Source organism: Streptomyces sp. NPDC042371 (genome assembly GCF_056437465.1).
Genome location: NZ_JBWKAP010000001.1, coordinates 608,372 through 624,806 on the forward strand (window position 1 = coordinate 608,372; position 16,435 = coordinate 624,806).

Below are 16,435 nucleotides of genomic sequence, written 5' to 3' on the forward strand. Positions count from 1 at the left end.
TACGGCTCCCCTGTGACACTCCCGCCCGGCCGGTCACGCCAGGAGCGACGCCAGGGGGGTCGACGGGTCCGCGAGGGCGTCCGGGTCGGGCCGTGTGCCCTGCCGGATCAGCTGCTGGATGGGGTCAGTGACGTCCCACACATTCACGTTCATCCCCGCGAGGACCTGCCCGTCGCGCAGCCAGAAGGCGATGAACTCCCGCTTGCCCGCGTCGCCGCGCACCACCACTTGGTCGTACGAGCCCGGGGGCGCCCAGCCCGAGTACTCCAGGCCGACGTCGTACTGGTCGGAGAAGAAGTAGGGCACGCGGTCGTAGGTGACGTCCTTGCCGAGCATCGCGCGGGCGGCGGCGGGGCCTCCGTTGAGGGCGTTGGCCCAGTGCTCGACGCGCAGGCGCGTGTCAAAGAGCGCGTGGTGGACTGCGGCCACGTCACCCGCCGCGTAGATGTCGGGGTCGGAGGTGCGCAGCGACGCGTCGACGGCGATGCCGCCGCCGTCGGCACGGTCGACCAGGTCGAGGCCCGCGGACTCGGCGAGGGCCGTGCGGGGGGCCGCGCCGATGGCCGCGAGGACGTCGTGCGCCGGGTGCTCCTCGCCGTCGTCCGTGCGGGCGGCGAGGACCATGCCGTCCTGGCCGGTGATCTCGGTGAGCCGCGCGCCGAAGTGGAAGCGGACGCCGTGCTCGGCGTGCAGGTCGGCGAACATCTGGCCGATCTCGGGGCCGAGGACGGCGTGCAGCGGGGTCTGCTCGGACTCGACGACGGTGACCTCCGCGCCGTACTCCCTGGCGGCCGCCGCGATCTCCAGGCCGATCCAGCCCGCGCCCGCGATCACCAGGTGCCCGTTGTCCCTGCCGAGGGCGGACAGGACGTGCCGGAGGCGGTCGGCGTGCGCGAGGCGGCGCAGGTGGTGGACGCCGGCCAGGTCGGTGCCGGGGACCTCCAGGCGGCGGGGCTCGGCGCCGGTGACGAGCAGGAGCTTGTCGTAGCGGATGACGGCGCCGTCGCCCAGGCGCACGGCCTTCGTCTTGCGGTCGATGGCGACGACGGTCTGGCCCAGGTGCAGCTCGACGTCGGCCTGCGCGTACCACCCCGGCTCGTGGACGAAGACGCTGTCGCGGTCCTCCTTGCCCAGGAGGTATCCCTTGGACAGGGGCGGGCGCTCGTAGGGGTGGTCCCGCTCGTCGCCGATGAGGATCACCCGGCCGGTGAATCCTTCGGAGCGGAGCATCTCGGCCGCCTTGGCGCCGGCCAGCCCTCCTCCGACAATGACGAACGTCTGATCCGCGTCGACCACTTGATGCCTCCTTGCCCGGGGTACCGGGGGTGTGCCCCGGAAGAACACGTTCTTGCCACACTTGCCAACTGGGCTTGCCGCCACTGGGAGCGTCCCGCACGCAGCGTGATGGGGGAAGGGGGCCTGCCCCCAACTGGCCACATCACGTCACGCCCCGTGGTCACTCCATGGTCACTCCACGGCCCTGCCACGGCCTTTCCATGGTCACTTGCTCTCGATTTGTCAGGGACCTCGGGTCAGGGCCTCGCCGTCAGCCGGGTGTGCAGGGCGCGGGCCGCGGCGTCCGTGAGGGACGCGATCTGGTCGATGACGACGCGCTGCGCGGCGCGGTCGTCGGGCGCCGCGTCGTACAGCGCGCGGAACTGCGGGTCGAGTCCGTCGGGGGCGCGGGTGGTCAGCGCCTCGGCGAGCTCGGCGACGACGATGCGCTGATCCGCGCGGAGCCGCTCCTGAGCGGGGCGCTGCATCACATAGCGATCGGCCACGGCCTTGAGCACCGCGCATTCGTGGCGCGCCGCGCGCGGGACGACGAGCTCGGCGGCGTACCGCGTGAGGGGGCCCGTGCCGTACCGCGCGCGGGTGGCTGTCTCCGCGGCCAGACAGAAGCGGCCGATGAGCTGGCTGGTGGCGTCCTTCAACCGGGCCTGGGCGACGGCCGATCCGTCGTACCCGTGCGGCCACCACTCCTGGTCCAGGAGGCGGTCGAGGGCCTGGGCGAGCTCTTCGGGGTCGGTGTCCTCGGGGACATAGCGGCCCAGCGCCACGGCGTAGACGTCCTGGCGCTCGGGCTCGGCGTGCAGCGCGTTCGGATCGATGTGACCGGCGTGCAGGCCGTCCTCGAAGTCGTGGACCGAGTACGCCACGTCGTCGGACCAGTCCATGACCTGCGCCTCGAAGCAGGTGCGCTGCCCAGGGGCCTCTTTGCGGACCCAGTCGAAGACGGGGCGGTCGTCTTCGTAGACACCGAACTTGGTGGATGCCGGGCCGGTGGGGTGGGCGCCGAGCGGCCAGGGGTACTTGGTGGCGGCGTCCAGGGCGGCACGCGTGAGGTTGAGTCCCACGCTGACGAGTTCGTCGGTGGACTCGGAGCGGATGAAGCGCTTCGGCTCGATGCGGGTGAGGAGCCTGAGCGACTGGGCGTTGCCCTCGAAGCCGCCGCAGTCCCGCGCCACTTCGTTCAGCGCCTGCTCGCCGTTGTGCCCGAACGGGGGGTGGCCGAGGTCGTGGGAGAGGCAGGCCGTCTCCACCAGATCGGGGTCGCAGCCCAGCGCGGCACCGAGCTCCCGGCCCACCTGGGCACACTCCAGAGAGTGCGTCAGACGGGTGCGGGCGCTGGCGTCCCAGGCCTGGCTCCTGGTGCCCGGCGTGACGACCTGGGTCTTTCCCGCGAGGCGGCGCAGGGCCGCGGAGTGCAGGACGCGCGCGCGGTCGCGCTGGAAGGCCGTGCGCCCCGGCCTCTTGTCGGGCTCGGCCGCCCACCGCTCCGCGGCTGCCTCGTCATAGGCGCTGTACGCCTCGTATCGCGCGTTCGGTGCTGTGCCTTCCATGCACCGACAGTAGACGCAAGCACTGACAAACAGGGATCTGGCCTCATGGATTCGGCCTCCGTCAGACGCTGCTGAGGCTGCGTCGGCGGGCTGCTGCCGGGGCGGTGCGTGCCTGGTCGTAGCGGTGCAGGACGAGGTGGGCGAGTGCCGCGTGGGGGCCGAGGGGGGCCGCGGCGATCCAGGGGGCGGCGGCCGCGCTCTGCGTGGCGAAGCGGCCGGGCGCGGTGAAGTAGGAGGCGACGGCGGTGTGCGTCCGCCCTTCCGCGGCCAGCATCGCGACGGCTTCCGGCACGGTGCGGGGGCAGGCGGCCGTGGGCGCGGCGTAGGCGGGCACAACGGGGACGCCCAGGCGTTCGGCGAGCAGCCCGGCCGCGGTCTCCGTGTCGGCGGCCGACTCCGGGTCGCGGGAGCCCGCGGCGGCGAGGACCACCGCATGCCTGCGCCGGGCGCTCGCGCCGGGCGGCCGTGCGGGCCAGCCCGCCTGGACGAGCTGGGCGTGCAGTGCCTCGGCGAGCAGCGGGTGGGGGCCGAGCGGTGCGGCGACGCGGGTTTCGAGGGCGGGGAAGCGGGCGGCGGCCGCGGGGATGTCGCCCTTGACGTGCTGGCCCCGGCTCAGGAGGAGGGGGACGAGGACGGCTTGGGTGCGGGTGCGGGTGTGTGTGGCGAGCTCGTCGAGGGTGTCGGTGAGCAGCGGCTCGTTCAGCTCGATGTGCCCGAGCCGGACGGCGAGCCCGGGCCGCTGTTCGCGGATCCGCTCGGCGAGGGCCGTGACGGTGGCGAGGGCGCGGGGGTCGCGGCTGCCGTGGGCGACCAGGACGAGGGTGGGGCGGGGGGCCGGGCCGGGGTTCGATCGGGGCGCGGGACGGCGTCTGCCGTCGGGCGCGACGAGGCTGAGCTGGGTGCCGAGCTGGCTGGAAATGCGGTCCATGATCTGCGCCGTACTGTCGAGGTGAGTGCTGCCGGACTCGTCGCGAAGAGGGTTCGACGGCGTCATGAACCGAGGATGGCCGGGACGTGTTGCGGGGGCGTTGCGCGGCAGTGACGACTGTTTGCGCCGGGCTCACGGCGGGTGGCGGGGCGCTGTCAGGGGTGGGGGCGGGGTGGGGTTCGGGGTGGGGTGGGGGGCGGTCTCGGGGGTGTTTCGGGGGCACGGGTCGCTGACGCGGTCGGCGGGGCGGCTTACCGTTGAGGCAATGATCGGATCGGGGGAGATCCGGCGGGGCACGGGGGCGGATCGCCGATGAAGAGACGTGGGGACGGGGCGCGAGGGGCGGCTCGGGAGCGGTTCCGGTCGCGGTTGCGGTGGCAGGCGTCGACGCCTGCGTGGCTTCGGGGACCGGCGTGGCTGAGGATGCCGCGCACGCGGAAGGAGCAGCGGCGGACCGTGCAGGCCGTGATGGTGCTGTGCGTGCTCGCGCTGCTGCCCGCGACCTGGCTGTTCGTGTCGACGGACGACAAGATCGGGACGGTCGCCGAGGCGCCGCGCACCCGGGTCGCGGTGGTCTTCGGCGCCGGGCTCTGGCAGGGCGAGCCGTCACCGTATCTGGCGCACCGGCTCGACGCGGCAGCGGAGTTGTACCGCACGGGCCGCATAAAGGTCGTGCTGGTGACGGGTGACAACAGCCGCGAGGAGTACGACGAGCCGGATGCCATGCGCGCCTATCTGAAGAAGCACGGCGTGCCGGACCGGCGGATCGTGAGTGACTACGCCGGGTTTGACACATGGGACTCCTGCGTCCGCGCCAAGAAGATATTCGGCGTGGACCGGGCGGTGCTGATCAGCCAGGGCTTCCACATACGCAGGGCGGTCGCGCTGTGCGACGCGGCGGGCGTGTCGTCGTACGGGGTCGCGGTGGACGCGGTGCACGACACGACCTGGTACTACGGCGGCGCACGCGAGGTCCTTGCGGCGGGCAAGGCGGCACTCGACGCGACGTTCCGGCCGGACCCGCACTTCCTGGGTCCGCGGGAGCCGGGCGTGGAACGGGCACTGGCCTCGCGGCCCTGAGTCACACGGCTGTGAGTCGCGCGGCTGTGAGTCACACGGCTGTGAGTCGCGCGGCCCTCACAGCGGGGTTCGGCGGTCGCTGAGGTCGGATTACCGCGTGCGTAACGTGATCACGCCCGGGCGCGTAACAACCGCGGCGGACGCTGGACGGTATGCACTCCACAGCGACATCGGCGACACCGGTGCCACCGGCGACCCCTTCGGCCGCGGCCGCGGCCACGTCCACGGCTGCTCCGGTCGGGGTGACGGCGACCCACTGTCCGTACTGCGCGCTGCAGTGCGGGATGGGCCTGACGACGGGCCCCGGTGGCGATGTGGAGGTCGTGGAGCGTGCCGGGTTCCCCGTGAACAAGGGAGCCCTGTGCGGCAAGGGGCGCACGGCGCCCGCGGTGCTCTCCTCCCGGGTGCGGCTGACGGAGCCACTCATCCGGTCCCACGCCACGGGCAGGCTCACGCCGGCCACCTGGGAGGAGGCCCTCGACCGGATCGCCGACGGGCTGTCCCGCACCCGGTCCGAGCACGGCGCGGACGCGTGCGGGGTGTTCGGCGGGGGCGGACTGACCAACGAGAAGGCGTACGCGCTGGGCAAGTTCGCGAGGGTCGCGCTCGGCACGTCGCAGATCGACTACAACGGACGGTTCTGCATGTCGTCGGCCGCGGCCGCCGGTCAGCGGGCGTTCGGGCTCGACCGGGGGCTGCCGTTTCCGTTGGAGGACATCCCGCGCACTGGGTGCGTGGTCCTCGTCGGGTCGAACCTCGCCGAGACGATGCCGCCCGCGCTGCGGTATCTGACGGAACTGCGGGAGAACGGCGGCACGTTGATCGTCGTCGACCCCCGGCGGACCCGGACCGCCGAGCAGGCCGATCTGCACCTGGCGCCGCGGCCCGGCACGGATCTCGCCCTGGCGCTCGGCCTGCTGCACCTGATCGTGGCGGAGGGGCGCACGGACGACGCGTACATCGAGGAGCGGACGAGCGGATGGGGGGAGGCACGGGCGGCGGCGATGGCGCACTGGCCGGAGCACGTCGAGCGGATCACCGGCGTGGCGGTGCCCCAACTGCGCGATGCCGTGCGGCTCTTCTGCGGCGCGGACGCGGCGATGGTGCTCACCGCACGCGGTCCCGAGCAGCAGTCGAAGGGCACGGACACCGTGGGGGCGTGGATCAACCTGTGCCTCGCCACGGGGCGGGCCGGGCGGCCGCTGTCCGGGTACGGCTGCCTGACGGGCCAGGGCAACGGGCAGGGCGGGCGGGAGCACGGCCAGAAGGCGGACCAGCTGCCGGGCTACCGCAAGCTGACCGACCCGGCGGCGCGGGCCCATGTGGCGGGGGTCTGGGGGGTGGACCCGGATGCGCTGCCGGGGCCCGGCAGGTCGGCGTACGAACTGCTCGACGCGTTGGGCGGGGACATCAAGTCGCTGCTCCTGATGGGTTCCAACCCGGTCGTCTCCGCGCCGCGGGCCGCGCATGTGGAGGAGCGGCTGCGGTCGCTCGACTTCCTGGCGGTGGCGGACGTGGTGCTGTCCGAGACGGCTCGACTGGCGGACGTGGTGCTGCCGGTGACGCAGTGGGCCGAGGAGACGGGGACGGTGACGAATCTGGAGGGCCGGGTGCTGCTGCGACAGCGGGCGGTGTCCGCGCCGGGCGGGGTGCGCAGCGATCTCGACGTGCTGCACGGGCTGGCGGCGCGGCTCGGGCACGCGAAGGGGTTCCCCACCGAACCGGAGGAGGTCTTCGAGGAGTTGCGCCGGGCGAGCGCGGGCGGGCCCGCGGACTACTCGGGGATCAGCTACGAGCGGCTGCGGGAGGACGACGGGGAGGGGGTGTTCTGGCCGTGTCCCGCGGAGGCGGAGGCGGATGCGGAGGCGGAGGCCGGGAGTGACGCCGGGGCGGGGGACGGAGCAGGGGACCGTGTGGGGCGTCGCGGGACGCCGCGGTTGTTCCTGGAGCGGTTCGCCACCGAGGACGGGCGGGCGCGGTTCGTGCCGGTGGTGCACCGGGATGCGGCGGAGGAGCCGGACGCGGAGTATCCCGTGCTGCTCACGACGGGGCGGGTGCTCGCGCAGTACCAGTCCGGGGCCCAGACGCGGCGCGTCGACGAGCTCAACTCAGCGGCTCCGGGGCCCTTCGTGGAGCTGCATCCGCGGCTCGCCGCGCGTCTGGGGGTCGAGGAGGACGATCCGGTCGCCGTCGTCTCACGGCGCGGCCGGGCGGTGGCTCCGGCGCGGGTGACGTCGGCGATCCGCGCCGACACGGTCTTCATGCCGTTCCACTGGCCGGGCGAGGGGCGGGCCAACACCCTGACGCATCCCGCGCTGGATCCCGTGTCGCGGATGCCGGAGTTCAAGGTGTGCGCGGTGCGGGTGGAGCGGTTGTGAGGCCGGGTGGCGCGGGCCCGGAGCCGAAGCCCCGGGCCCGCGGTCGTGCAAAGGGCGGGGATCAGCAGGTGCGGCCCGTGTACCAGGCGCCGTCGACACCCGAGGCGGAACCGATCCAGGTCACGCCGGGGCCCACGCACTGCTCGCTGTTGGGGCCCCAGTCGTCGATCTCGATCACGATGTGCGAGCCGTCGCTCGTGCAGTGGTTGTAGTAGGCGTCGCTGCCCGTCTCGTAGAACCCGCAGGGGTTCTGGACGGCCGCGGGCTCGGCGGAGGCCGAGGACGCCAGGGTCATCCCGAGGCCGACGGCCAGGGCACCGATGAGGGCCGGCAGGGAACGGCGAACTCGCATGAGCGACTCCTTCTAAGAAAAGGTGCAAAGGCACCGACTCGCACACCTACAGGTGCACACGGAGAGCTTCACTTCGATCACCATCCGTAGTCACGCCAACTCGCTCTCACGGGTGATTCAGATCACCGGTTCGGGTGTGTAAGCGTTTGAACTGCACATTTGCCGTTGTGGGGCGGGGGTTGATCAGCGGGGCGGGAGGTGGCTGCTCCGCCGGATCCGCCGGTGGGACGCCCAGTCCCCGCCCCCGATCACCAAGCCGGAGGTGCGCAGTCCGGCCGCCACACGCGGGGCCGCGACGTAGACCCAGGCGCGCACCGCGGACCCGGCGTGGTCGAGTACGTCGCGTACGACCCGCTCGTAGAGGTTGCGGGGGTCGCCCGGGGCGTACTCCTCCAGGAGGTCCAAGGTGACGAGGAGGCGGTCGTAGGCGGTGGGGAGCGCGGTCACCAGTTCTCCGCGCACCGGGCCCTCGCCGGGGCGCTCGACGGCGTACGGGTATCCGGGGCCGTCGTAGAGGACGGCGTCCGGCAGCAAGGCGGGCGCCTCCGTCGCGGTCCGGCCGCGCAGGTGGACGGCGTGGTTGGGCTCCCCCGGGCGCAGCGTGCCGTACACGAAGAACGGTAGCCGGGCCGTGCCGCGTTCGTCTTCCATGGGCCGATTGTGCACAGCGGCGGCTTAGTGCAGGGCGCCCGGGTCGAGCGGCCAGGGCGAAGGTCCCGAGTGGCGCGTTTTCGATGGTCTTAGGCGTAGCTGTTACACAACCTCCCGTTTTCCGTGATGGAGGGTTCCTACCTTCGAAAGCGGTGGCCGGTCCTCTGCCGAATCCCCGGTGCAGCCCCCTGGACCGGCCACCACCAGCGCCCCCCACGTGACGGTCAGCCACCCCATGAATCCGATGCCTCGCCGCCTGCTCCTCCTGGGCGCACCCTCCGCCGCCCTGGCGGCCCTCGCACTGACCGGGTGCGCCAGTACGGACGGCCTCGGTCACGGCGACTCCGCGCCGTCCGTCTCCGTGCAGCCGCACCCCGAGGCGGTCTGGCCCGCCTGGGCCGGGAATACCTCGCGGGCGCCGGGCGCCGAGGCCGCCACGCGCCAGCCGCCCCCGCAGCCGTTGAGGGGCCTGAAGGTCGGTTCGGGAGGGCTCACCTCGATGGACGTGCACGAGATCCTGCGGGCCGACCCCCGCACGAAACCGCTCGCCGACCGCGGAATGATCGACCGGCCGGGACAGGCCGGGATACGGCCGCCGATGTTCCTGGACCTCACCGGCGACAAGAAGCCCGACATGCTCGTGGCCGCCGACACGGAGAGCGGCCGGTCGGTGCTCGCCGTCTACACCGAGCGCGGCGGCAAGGTCTACCCGATCCTGTTCACCTCCGGCAGGAGCCTGAGCGTGGAGACGATCGGTCCCGACCTGCTGGTGCGCACCCCGTGCTCGGAGGGCGGCGAGCAGGCCGTGCGCTTCCACTGGGACGGCGCGCGGATGTCCACGGTCAGCGACATCAAGAACTACAAGAGGTCGCCCCGGCCGACCGGGACGCCCGGGACGACCGACCAGCACCCCGGCCCCTCCGGCTCCCCCTCGGGCCCCTCCGACTCCCCCTCCCCATGGAGCCCTTGATGCCGCGCAGGCCCAGGGCCAGGACCACGGCCAGGACCCGTGCCGCGCTCAACAGTCTCGGGCTGCGCTGGAAGATCACCGCGTTGCTCGCCGTGGGCTGTGCGGTCGTCGCCGTCGCCATCGGTCTGCTCGTCCACCACGCGCGGCTCGACCAGATCTCCTCGGGGGCCCGCTCCGGCGCGGTGGCGCAACTCGTCCGGCTGCGCCAGCTGTACGAGCTGACGGGCCAGGTCGACCAGACCGACACGGACGCCGCCATCGACGACCCCCGCCTCCCCGCGCCGCTGCGGCGGGCTGCGCTGGCCGGGCAGCGCACCACCTACCTCGACCTGACATCGGACGACCCGTGCGTCTGGGCGGCACGGCCGGTCGGCGACCACCCCCGCCACGTCCTGTCCATCCGCGAGCCGCTGCACGAACAGGCCGACGACATGGCCGAGTTCGACCGGCAGCTGCTGGTCTCGGGCGCCGTCGTCGTAGGCCTCGCCGCGCTCGGCGGCGCCGGACTTTCCAGCAGGCTGAGCCGCGAGCTGCGCACCGCGGCGGCCATCGCGCGCCGCATCAGCCAGGGCGACCTCGACGCCCGCATCGACCATCCGCGCCCGCCCGGCGTGCGGCACGGCAAAGACGAGGTGGCCGAACTGGCCACGGCCGTCGACACGATGGCCGCGTCCCTGCAGCAGCGCCTGGAGGCCGAGCAGCGCTTCACCGCGGACGTCGCCCACGAGCTGCGCACCCCGCTGACGGGCCTGCACACGGCGGCCGAGCTGCTGCCGCCGAGCCGCCCCACCGAGCTCGTGCGCGACCGGGTCCGCGCCCTGCGCACCCTCACCGAGGACCTACTCGAAGTGGCGCGCCTCGACGCGGAGGTGGAGAAGCCCGACCTGGAGGTGCATCCGCTGGGGCGGCTCGTCGAGGCCATCGCGGAGCGGGCGGGCGGGTCGACGGCCGGTTTCACCCCGGTGGGTGCGGACCGCGCGTACGAGACCTTCGTACGGACGGACGCGCGTCGTCTGGAGCGCATCTTCGCCAATCTCGTCGGCAACGCGCGCAAGCACGGCGGCGATCCGGTCGAGGTGCGCGTCGACGGCGTCGAGGTCACGGTCCGCGACCACGGACCCGGCTTCCCCGACCACCTCCTTGAGGACGGCCCGCGGCGCTTCCAGACCGGCGCGCGGGAGCGCGGCCAGGGCACCGGTCTCGGCCTGACCATCGCGTGCGGCCAGGCCCAGGTGATCGGCGCCCGCGTGGAGTTCTCCAACGCGGCGGACGGCGGGGCGGTGGCGGTGGTGCGCTTGCCCGAAGCGTGAGCCGAGGGTCATTACGCTGACCGCATGACGCACCGCCTCGCACCGAAAGCCAAGGAAGCCACCATCGGCGAGCTCGCTGCGCGCAGCGGAGTCGCCCCTTCGGCCCTGCGGTTCTACGAGACCGAAGGGCTCATCAAGTCCCGTCGCACCACGGGCAATCAGCGCCGCTACAGCCGGGACACCCTGCGCCGGGTCGCCTTCATCCGCACCTCGCAGCAGCTCGGCATGCCGCTCGCCGCGATCCGCGAGGTGCTCGCCATGCTCCCCGAGGACCGCACGCCGAACCGCGCGGACTGGGCGCGGATCTCCGAGTGCTGGCGCGAGGACCTCGACACCCGGATACGGACCCTCCAGCGGCTGCGCGACAACCTCGACGACTGCATCGGCTGCGGCTGCCTCTCGCTGTCCCGGTGCTCGCTCTCCAACGCCTTGGACGCGCTCGGCACACGCGGCCCAGGACCGCGCCGCCTCGTCGAGAAGCAGGTTCCGTGCGCCACCGGGGCCTGCGGGACGACGGCGGAAGACCAGGAGGACGCGTGCGTATGACAAGCGCCGGGACAACTGCCACGACAACCGCCGCACTGGCACAGCGCATCGAGGTCGACGGGCGTCCCGCGACCGCCGAGAACCTGCTGTGGCCCGCCCTCGTCCAGACGGGGCACTTCACCGCGATGCAGGTCAGGGGCGGCAAGGTGCGCGGCCTGGACCGTCATCTGGCCCGGCTCGACGCGGCCACGCGGGAGCTCTTCGGGCACGGTGTCGACGGGGAGCACGTGCGCGGCCTGGTCCGGCACATCCTGCGCGACGACACCACCGAGGCGTCCGTACGGGTCTACGTCCACGCCCCGGACGGCAAGCCGTCCCACCTGGTCACCGTCCGGCCGCCCACGGAGCTGCCCGCCACGATGGAGGCCCGCGCGCAGTCGCTGCGCTCGGTGGCGTACCAGCGGCCCTTCGCCCACATCAAGCATCTGGGCGGCTTCGGCCAGGCCCGACACGCCGAGCTCGCGCGGGCCGCGGGTTTCGACGAGGTGCTGCTCACCGGTCCCGGCGGGGAGGTCAGCGAGGGCGCGGTCACGAACATCGCCTTCTTCGACGGCACGGACGTCGTGTGGCCGGACGCGCCGCACCTGTCCGGCATCACGATGCAGCTGGTCCGGTCGCGCCTGCCCGCCGCGGGGCTGCCCACCCGGCAGGCTTCGGTCACCCTCGCGGACCTCCCCTCGTACGCGGCGGCCTTCGTCACCAACGCGTGGGGGGTCCGTCCCGTGCGGCGGATCGACGAGGTCGTGTACGGGGTCGACGAGAAGCTGATGGCGACGGTGGCGGGGGCGTACGAGGAGGTGCCGTGGGACACCCTCTGACCCTCCGATGACCGACCGTCCGATGCCCCTCCGAGGCACCCGCCGCCGCTGACCTGTCGCCTCGCGCCGCACCTCTCGGCGCCCCGCCCCGCGCCCCCGCCTGGCGCATCGGGTCACCCATTCACAGGCGAGCCGCGCACCCTTCGGACACGGTCCGCCGACACGCCGGTGACCTGCTGGAACGTTCCTCCCACCGCGCCGGAAGACCCCCGCACCCGGCCTTTCTGATGTCCCATCAGGAGGCGCTGGGCGCCGAGTGCCACTTACCTCGGTAGAGCGGGGTTCGACCGACGCAGCGGCACTTGGGGGTGCCGCGGGCCGTGCCCGTGCGATGGCCCTCGGAGGAACGACCACATGCGCTACGCCCGTCTGCTGACCGGTACCGCTCTCGCCGTGGCGGCGGGCGCTCTGGCCGTCCCCGCCTCCGCCGCTCCCGGCCCACCGGCCGGGGGTCTGGAGATCCGCCCCGCCACCGTCACCCCCGGCTCCACCGTCACCGTGGACACGACCGCCTGCGGCCCGGGCGGGACCGCGACGGGGGACGCGAGCGCGGTGGGCGCGGGCACGTTCACGCTGGCGCCGAGCAACCACCCGGAGGGCAGCGAGACCGCGGCCGGACGGTTCGAGGTGCCGCCGTCCGCGCAGCCCGGCACGTACGAGATCGTCGCGAAGTGCTCCGGGTCCGGCGGCTCGGGGGCGAAGAACAAGAAGGTCGCGGGCGATCTCATGGTCACGATCACCTCCACCGCCGCTGCCGGTGAACGGCAGCAGCAGCTCCCCAAGGGGCATGTGAAGACGGGGGTCGGCGGCGCACTCGGCCCCGACCCCGTGCAGACCGCGGCGGGAGTGGCGGCCCTGGCCGTCGCCGCCGCGGGCGGTACCTGGCTCCTGCATCGCCGGGCGAGAGGCGACAGGATCTGACGGACACCCTCCGCTGTCCACCGGTACCGCCACCCCTGCCCCCTCCCGGCCCGTGTCCCCTCGCGGGCGGGGAGGGGGACGAGGGCCCTGTCCGCCGTGACCACGAGGAGGCCGCCGTATGCGCCGTACGGGCAGGAAGACCGGCAACGCCGTCATAGGTGCCGTCACCGCCGTGGCCCTGTGCTCCGGGGCGTGGCTGCTCAGCAACGGCGCCGAGTCGCACCCGCCGCCCCAGCCGTCCGCCGCGCAGGCCGCGCAGGACCCGTCGACGGCCCCGGGCACCGGCCCCGGCATCGACCCCGACTCCGGCACCACACCGCTCCCGCCCTCCCCGCCCGACCGCGTGCGGATCCCCGCGATCGGCGTCGACACCCCCCTGATGGGCCTCGGCCTGACCCGGCAGGGCAGCCTCGACGTGCCGCCGCCGGAGCGCAAGAACCTCGCGGGCTGGTACGAGGCGGGCACCACGCCTGGCGAGCGCGGCACCGCGATCGTGGCGGGCCACGTCGACAACAAGGAGGGACCCGCCGTCTTCTACGAGCTGGGCGCGCTGAAGAAGGGCCGCACGATCGAGGTGGAGCGCAGGGACGGCAGCGTCGCCGTCTTCACCGTGCACGCGAACGAGGTGTACGACGCCGCGGACTTCCCCGACGAGAAGGTGTACGGCGCCGCGAACCGGCCGGAGCTGCGGGTCATCACCTGCGGCGGGAAGTACTCGAAGCGGACGGGCTACCAGGGCAACGTGGTGGTCTTCGCCCACCTCACCGCGGTCCGCTGAGGATCCCTCTCCTCCCACACACCGCTCACGCCACCCACTGCTCGTACGCCATCTTCACCACGAGCCCGAAGACGGTGGTCAGGAGCACGACGCGGACGAAGCCGCTGCCCTTCTTCAAGGCCGTGCGCGCGCCGAACATGGCGCCCGCGAGGTTGAAGGCGGCCATGAGACCGGCCAGCTGCCACAGGACCGCGCCCTGCCAGCTGAACATCGCGAGGGCGCCCGCGTTGGTGCAGCAGTTCACGATCTTCGCGGTGGCGGACGCCGCGACGAGGTCGAGGTGGAGCACGGCGGTCAGGGCGAGGACGAGGAACGTGCCGGTGCCGGGCCCGATGAGCCCGTCGTAGAAGCCGATGCCGAGGCCCGCGAGGCCGATCGCGGCGAGGATCCGCTTCGGGGACGCGGGCCCGGTGGCGGGCGCCGTGCCGAAGGCGGGCCTGAGGATCACGAAGGCGCCGACGGCGAGCAGCACCACCATGATCACGGGCTTCAGCACGTCGGTGCTCATGCCCGCCGCGAAGAACGCGCCGCCCATGGAACCGGCGAGCGCGGCGAGGCCGATCCGCACCGCCGTCGGCACGTCGACCGGTGTCTTCCTGACGTAGGTCACCGCGGCGCCCGTCGTGCCGACGATCGCGACCGCCTTGTTCGTGCCGAGGGCGTGCGCGGCCGGGGTGCCGCCCGGCAGGCCGAGGAGCAGGGCGGGGAGGAGCAGCAGTCCGCCGCCGCCGACCACGGCGTCGATCCACCCGGCCGCGAGGGCGGCGAGACAGAGGACGACGACCGTGGTCAGGGATATGTCAGGCATGATCGCGACCTTAAGGACGCGGTGATCACGCAGTCCATCGAATAGGTGAAAGTTTAGCGACTTCTGAGGTCAGGGGGTCAGGGAGCCGCTTGTGGTGCGGGTACGCCTGCCGAGGGGCGGTCGGGGGCCGGGGGCGCCGCCGGGTCGACCGCGAGGGAGAGGGCCGTGGCGACGAGCGCGCTCGCCCCGGCCAGTCCCGCGGCGAGCTTCCTGCGGGCCTGGAGGGTGGGTCCCTGGGCGGGGGCGAGGGGTCTGCGGTGGCGTCCCATGGCCTGCTTTCTCGGGCTCGGGGTGGGCGGGCTGGCGGTGAGATGAACGGCGGCGCTCAGAACGTGAAGCACTCCGCGTGGATGCGTTCCTCCGGGACGCCCGCGCGGACGAGTGCCGTGGTCGCAGCGGCGGACATGCCGGGCGGGCCGCACAGGTAGACGTCGTGGTCGGCGAGGTCGGGGATGAGGTTGCGCAGGGCCTGCGGGGCGAGGGGGTCGAACGACGCGTCGGAGCGGCCGAGCAGATAGTGCAGCCCGGCCTGCCGCCTCCGCGCGATGGCCTCCAGCTCCTCCCTGAGGACGAGCTGTTCGGCGCTGCCCGCGCGGTAGAGCAGGGTGATGTCACCGGGGCCGCCGGGCAGCGTCTCGAAGAGGGCCCGCATCGGGGTGATGCCGACGCCGCCCGCGAGGAGCAGCACCTTGCGCCGGGTGCGCCGGTGCGCGGTGAGCGCGCCGAAGGGGCCGGTGGCTAGGACGCGCGTGCCGGGCCTGAGGCGCCGCATCCGCCGGGTGTGGTCGCCCGCCGCCTTGACGGTGATGCGCAGCGTGTCGTCGCGGACGGGCGCGGAGAGCGAGAAGGGCAGCGCGGTGTGCCAGAGCCTGCGCTGGAGGAAGCGCCACCGGAAGAACTGCCCGGGTTCGGCGCGCAGGTGGTCGACGCCGATGCCCTGCACGACGACGGAGACGACGCCGGGGCCTTCGTCGTGCACGCCGATGACGCGCAGGCTGTGCCGCAGCGCCTGCCGTACGGGGACGACGAGGCGGTACCAGACGAGGAGGACGGCGACGGTGGCGTGCAGCAGCGACCAGAGCCCGAGGGACAGGACGCCACCCGCGACGTCGGGGCCCGCGAGCTGGTGCGCGAAGGCGAGGGCGGCGCCGAGGTAGGTCAGCAGGTGCACGGCGCGCCAGGTCTCGTGCGGGATGCGGCGGCGCAGGGTGCGGGCGGAGGTGACGCCGACGGCGGCGAGCAGGGCGGTGCCGACGGTGGCGGCGGCGAGGCCCGGGTAGCCGAGCAGGTCGAGGGCGGCGTGCAGGAGGTCGGTGTCGGCGTGGGCCGCGTAGCCGCAGAGGGCGAGGAGGGCGTGGGCGGCGCAGAGGCTCAGCACGTACCGGCCGCCGAGGGCGTGGCTCCGCGCGAGCCGGTCGGCGCCGACACCGTGTTCGACGGCGGGGACGCGGGCCATCAGGAAGAGCATGACGAGGATGCCGTACCCGGCGAGCAGTCCCGTCAGGTGCGCCCCGGTGGCGAACAGCACGTCGAGCCGGGCGGACGGCTCCGCCTGCACGGCCCACAGCGCGGTGATGGCAAGGACCCCGTCGATGATCCCGATGCGCAGGGTCCGGAAGGTGATGCGGACGGGTGGGGCGGGGGTGGCGCGGGGCGTCGCGCGGACGCGGCGCGGCCCGCCGCCGGTCGTGCGCGGCGGCTCCTGGGGCATCGGCGGAATGCCCTGGTCCAGCGGGGCGTCCATCTGGCGCAGGTACGCGGCCAGCGCTGGGTACGCGTCGATTCGGGGGTCGGCTGCCTCGGTGGTCACGGCCGCACACTAGGCGCCGTGAGGGCCTGGAAGTTCCTGGCCAGCGGCGTCCGCCCGTTCTTTAAGGCGGCCTTGAGGATCGGCTCAACGGGGGTTAAGCAACGGGCCCTCACAGCCGTTCACGGATCCCTCTGAGGGCAGCGTTCCGCCAGGGAAACAGGGCCGATCCTGCCGGGTAACACCGGCGTCGCACGCTTCGGAACATGACCTCCTCACCGCAGCCGCGAGCGGCACAGCCGACC

General features: G+C 73.3%; 16 protein-coding genes. 8 read left to right on the plus strand and 8 right to left on the minus strand.

The features are described from left to right. Nucleotides 1–33 precede the first annotated feature (33 nt). The 3 genes from AC068B_RS02670 to AC068B_RS02680 all read right to left on the minus strand — a co-directional run bounded on the left by AC068B_RS02670 (nt 34) and on the right by AC068B_RS02680 (nt 3,837). On the minus strand, nt 34–1,296 hold the full coding sequence (locus AC068B_RS02670) for an NAD(P)/FAD-dependent oxidoreductase (RefSeq protein ID WP_478668523.1): 1,263 nt from the start codon (nt 1,294–1,296) through the stop codon (nt 34–36). A gap of 236 nt (nt 1,297–1,532) precedes the next feature. Beyond that, the gene (locus AC068B_RS02675; RefSeq protein ID WP_478668525.1) at nt 1,533–2,843 is read right to left on the minus strand and encodes a deoxyguanosinetriphosphate triphosphohydrolase; all 1,311 of its coding nucleotides are present in this window, start codon (nt 2,841–2,843) and stop codon (nt 1,533–1,535) included. 61 nt (nt 2,844–2,904) lie between these two features. Further along, nucleotides 2,905–3,837, minus strand: coding sequence for a sirohydrochlorin chelatase (locus AC068B_RS02680; protein WP_478668526.1), 933 nt, complete (start codon nt 3,835–3,837; stop codon nt 2,905–2,907). Between the two features lie 357 nt (nt 3,838–4,194). On the opposite strand from AC068B_RS02680, the gene AC068B_RS02685 reads away from it, so the two are divergent. Further along, entirely contained in the window at nt 4,195–4,851 is a 657-nt protein-coding gene (locus tag AC068B_RS02685; RefSeq protein WP_468562126.1) for a SanA/YdcF family protein, read from the plus strand. 284 nt (nt 4,852–5,135) lie between these two features. After that, the gene (locus AC068B_RS02690; RefSeq protein WP_478669222.1) at nt 5,136–7,229 is read left to right on the plus strand and encodes a molybdopterin oxidoreductase family protein; all 2,094 of its coding nucleotides are present in this window, start codon (nt 5,136–5,138) and stop codon (nt 7,227–7,229) included. Between the two features lie 61 nt (nt 7,230–7,290). On the opposite strand, the gene AC068B_RS02695 is transcribed toward AC068B_RS02690, so the two are convergent. Beyond that, entirely contained in the window at nt 7,291–7,581 is a 291-nt protein-coding gene (locus tag AC068B_RS02695; RefSeq protein WP_055570181.1) for a DUF6355 family natural product biosynthesis protein, read from the minus strand. Nucleotides 7,582–7,764: 183 nt separating this feature from the next. Continuing rightward, the gene (locus AC068B_RS02700; protein ID WP_478668528.1) at nt 7,765–8,232 is read right to left on the minus strand and encodes a gamma-glutamylcyclotransferase family protein; all 468 of its coding nucleotides are present in this window, start codon (nt 8,230–8,232) and stop codon (nt 7,765–7,767) included. 235 nt (nt 8,233–8,467) lie between these two features. On the opposite strand from AC068B_RS02700, the gene AC068B_RS02705 reads away from it, so the two are divergent. From AC068B_RS02705 to AC068B_RS02730, 6 genes are all read left to right on the plus strand, one after another. After that, nucleotides 8,468–9,202 (plus strand): hypothetical protein, encoded by a 735-nt coding sequence (locus AC068B_RS02705; protein ID WP_478668529.1) that lies wholly within the window; start codon nt 8,468–8,470, stop codon nt 9,200–9,202. Beyond that, nucleotides 9,202–10,512, plus strand: coding sequence for an ATP-binding protein (locus tag AC068B_RS02710; RefSeq protein ID WP_478668530.1), 1,311 nt, complete (start codon nt 9,202–9,204; stop codon nt 10,510–10,512). Before AC068B_RS02705 ends, AC068B_RS02710 begins: the two co-directional genes overlap by 1 nt. Before the next feature lie 24 nt (nt 10,513–10,536). After that, complete coding sequence (gene soxR / locus AC068B_RS02715; protein ID WP_478668532.1) at nt 10,537–11,058, plus strand: redox-sensitive transcriptional activator SoxR; 522 nt, start codon at nt 10,537–10,539, stop codon at nt 11,056–11,058. Next, entirely contained in the window at nt 11,055–11,876 is an 822-nt protein-coding gene (locus AC068B_RS02720; protein WP_478669224.1) for an aminotransferase class IV, read from the plus strand. The genes soxR and AC068B_RS02720 overlap by 4 nt, the downstream gene beginning before the upstream one ends. Before the next feature lie 354 nt (nt 11,877–12,230). Then, the gene (locus AC068B_RS02725) at nt 12,231–12,797 is read left to right on the plus strand and encodes a hypothetical protein (RefSeq protein ID WP_478668533.1); all 567 of its coding nucleotides are present in this window, start codon (nt 12,231–12,233) and stop codon (nt 12,795–12,797) included. Nucleotides 12,798–12,915: 118 nt separating this feature from the next. Beyond that, entirely contained in the window at nt 12,916–13,575 is a 660-nt protein-coding gene (locus AC068B_RS02730; protein ID WP_478668534.1) for a class F sortase, read from the plus strand. Nucleotides 13,576–13,600: 25 nt separating this feature from the next. Here AC068B_RS02730 and AC068B_RS02735 read toward each other — a convergent pair whose 3' ends face one another. From AC068B_RS02735 to AC068B_RS02745, 3 genes are all read right to left on the minus strand, one after another. Continuing rightward, entirely contained in the window at nt 13,601–14,383 is a 783-nt protein-coding gene (locus AC068B_RS02735) for a sulfite exporter TauE/SafE family protein (RefSeq protein WP_468562142.1), read from the minus strand. Nucleotides 14,384–14,460: 77 nt separating this feature from the next. Then, nucleotides 14,461–14,652 carry a hypothetical protein gene (locus AC068B_RS02740; RefSeq protein WP_478668536.1) on the minus strand — a complete coding sequence of 64 codons (192 nt, stop codon included), beginning with the start codon at nt 14,650–14,652 and terminating at the stop codon, nt 14,461–14,463. A 56-nt stretch (nt 14,653–14,708) separates the two neighbouring features. Next, a complete protein-coding gene (locus AC068B_RS02745) occupies nt 14,709–16,193 on the minus strand; it encodes a ferredoxin reductase family protein (RefSeq protein ID WP_478668537.1) in 1,485 nt (494 codons plus the stop codon). Nucleotides 16,194–16,435: the final 242 nt, after the last annotated feature.